Source organism: Corynebacterium tuberculostearicum, from assembly GCF_030229345.1.
Lineage (GTDB): Bacteria > Actinomycetota > Actinomycetes > Mycobacteriales > Mycobacteriaceae > Corynebacterium > Corynebacterium tuberculostearicum_G.
Window position 1 is genome coordinate 1 of the sequence record NZ_JASPGP010000025.1, and the last position, 1,475, is coordinate 1,475.

At 59.6% G+C, this 1,475-nt stretch carries 2 protein-coding genes; one reads left to right on the plus strand and one right to left on the minus strand.

Annotated features, from left to right (window positions below; all coding sequences use genetic code 11):
• Nucleotides 1-132: 132 nt before the first annotated feature.
• The gene (locus tag QP884_RS11205; protein ID WP_284822062.1) at nucleotides 133-459 is read left to right on the plus strand and encodes a hypothetical protein; all 327 of its coding nucleotides are present in this window, start codon (nucleotides 133-135) and stop codon (nucleotides 457-459) included.
• Nucleotides 460-481: 22 nt separating this feature from the next.
• On the opposite strand, the gene QP884_RS11210 is transcribed toward QP884_RS11205, so the two are convergent.
• Complete coding sequence (locus QP884_RS11210) at nucleotides 482-1,300, minus strand: hypothetical protein (protein WP_239278748.1); 819 nt, start codon at nucleotides 1,298-1,300, stop codon at nucleotides 482-484.
• Between the last annotated feature and the right edge of the window lie 175 nt (nucleotides 1,301-1,475).

Genomic DNA, 1,475 nt, shown 5'->3' on the forward strand with positions numbered 1-1,475 from the left:
ACTTCGAGCTCTCAATGAAAACTACTCCCCACTAATCGGAAACTGATTTCTCAGTCCAACTAATGGGGAGCAGTTCAGTACGAGCCCATCCCCGGCTACTCGCACCTCAAACTCTTCATTGCGCCCCACCGCGTGCGCTATGGCCGCTTGCCGACGTCCGCGGAAGTCGCCGCCCAACACCGCATCCAAGGCTGGGTAGTCTTTGCGCTCGAGGTAGCCGCCGGTTATCGCCCGCTAGCCCATCTCAATTCCGCGCGCTATTCCGATGCCATCCGCCTGCACATTGGATCGTGGGTGCGGCGGCGCACAAGCCCCTATGCCACGGACAGACTGCAATTGACCAGCCTGCATGCGCGGTCCAATGGCGAGTACTTTGGCTCCGCCTACATAGGCCAACAGCAGCATGCATTTACGGGATCGGCAAGCCCCACCGGTTTAACGTCGTTCCGCTTACTCTAACTCAGCGGGCAGGGCTTAGCGCCTAGGAAAAGAACTGGCCCAGGTGAGAAAGGATGTCGGACCAATCGAGCGCGGACCATCCGAATCCGGCGGCGCTGGTCAGCGCCGCTAAACCGGTGGCTAGGAGGCCGCCTTCAAAGGCGGATAGACCGGAATGCTCGTCCGCCGTCGCATCCGCGGGCACGGATCCTGCAGTATGGTGCGACGCGGCGGCCCACTCTAGGGGTGCATTGACCTGCTTGGTGATGGTGACAATATCGCGCAGCGCCGCCGCATAGGCCGGAAACTCATATGGGAAGGCGGAGCCTGTATCCCCGATGGTCGGCAGCTGGGCACGCGGAGAGGGCGCCGCTTTGCCGGAGGGGGCCTGCGGCACTTCCTTGGTAAACTCACCCAGCTCGGCGCGAATTACCGCCTGGGCGTAATTGGCGCCCAGCATATCGAGGTAGTCCAGTACGGCCGCTTCGGTGTACTGCTTGCCGTCTAGGGATTGCGTCCGCTCCTCTGGCTCCCACGGGAAGTCCAGCGGCGTGGAATAGATATTGCCATCGGTGCGCGCGGTATTGAGCCGGGCTTTGCCAAAGTAGTACTCGAAGGCGGCGTCCGCCTTATCCTGGGACAAAATTCCATCGGCCACCAATGCTTCCTTGCGCTGGGTAGCAATGGCCAGGATGGCCGCAGCTGCGTTATCCTGCTCAATTTTTTCGCCCGAATCCAAAATGATGCGCAACGAGGTGGCAGAATCACGCTGCGCCTCATAGGCCACGGCCGGCGTGGCGCCACCGAGCAAGGTGGCAGACAGGAGCGTCGTAATACCGAGACGCAAAGAGCGGCGGCGCATCGTCAGTGGAGTTCCTCACAGGAAATAAGCAGGATGGACAGGTTCCTTATATTCTACTCATTCTTTCCTGAAAAGAAACCCGCCCCGCTCCCACTATCATGAACTGGCCCCCGAAAGTTGGACTGGTTTAATTCTAGGCGGTTAGGGCTTCAAGGGTCTGATTTCGATATTGCAT